Origin of the sequence: Testudinibacter sp. 'clade 2' (genome assembly GCF_006227735.1) — a bacterium.
GTDB lineage: Bacteria > Pseudomonadota > Gammaproteobacteria > Enterobacterales > Pasteurellaceae > Chelonobacter.
Genome location: NZ_VDHB01000254.1, coordinates 1 through 1000, shown reverse-complemented (window position 1 = coordinate 1000; position 1000 = coordinate 1). Strand labels below are relative to the sequence as shown.

General features: G+C 39.3%; 1 protein-coding gene. It reads left to right on the top strand.

Going from position 1 to position 1000, the window contains the following annotated elements; all coding sequences use genetic code 11:
* A partial coding sequence (locus tag FHQ30_RS13080; protein WP_176552785.1) for an RHS repeat-associated core domain-containing protein occupies positions 1–755 on the top strand: 755 nt, incomplete at its 5' end.
* Between the last annotated feature and the right edge of the window lie 245 nt (positions 756–1000).

Below are 1000 nucleotides of genomic sequence, written 5' to 3'. Positions count from 1 at the left end.
GTAGCAGACATAGTGTGTTTAACGGTTGGCAGTTAATCGCACAGCAAGATAGCTACCAAACCTTTGAGCAAACCCAAGACGGTAATATCAAACAGTGGCAAGAGCAAACCCACTATGCTATTGTGCAACCCAACGGCAAAGTGATTGGCTTGCTCACCCCAAAAGGCGAACTGGCATGGCAAGACAGCCCAAGAACCCTGTGGGGCTTGGTGTTGGACAGCTATCAGCGAAACGAAGCAACCCCTCACCCACTCGCCCCGCAACTGCTGTTCGCCGGACAATATGCGGATAGTGAAAGTGGATTGGCGTATAACCGGTTTCGGTACTATGACCCAAGCACCGGGAATTACCTGATTTCCGACCCGATTGGCTTAAATGGCGGGGAAACGCCTTATAGCTATGTACAGAATCCGTGGGATTGGTGTGATCCGTTTGGATTGGCTGGGTGTCACGGACACCACTCAGATCCTAAATTTATGGGAGGAGACCCGAAACAACAATTAACAAAATTAGATGCTGCAACACATAGAAATCTTCATAAAGATATGAATGATTTTTTAATAAACAAAACTAAAGTTATTAACGACAAAACTGTTCATATGAGACCTCAAAGAGGAAATAGTGGACGAATAATTAGAAGAAACTTTGATAGAGGTGAAAGATTATCTGCATTATCTGATTTTTATAAAACTACAGGAGCTAAATATATAGATGCTGCGAATGACTTTTTCACTATACATCCAAATTTAAAATAGGATAATACATATATGAAAAATAATATTATTGCTTATGAACTATCTGGAATAGACAACCATTCATATTTCTATGAATTCGCTCCCAAAGAAACTTTTTGTAGCACCTGTCACTCATGTATTAACATCCTAATGATTTTCATATTAAAAATAAGGCTGACTTTAGTTTTGCTTACGATGGAGGCCCACCAATTATTTCATCTAAGTTTAAATGTTTTATCGAAAATTTAGGTTATCCTATTCAATTT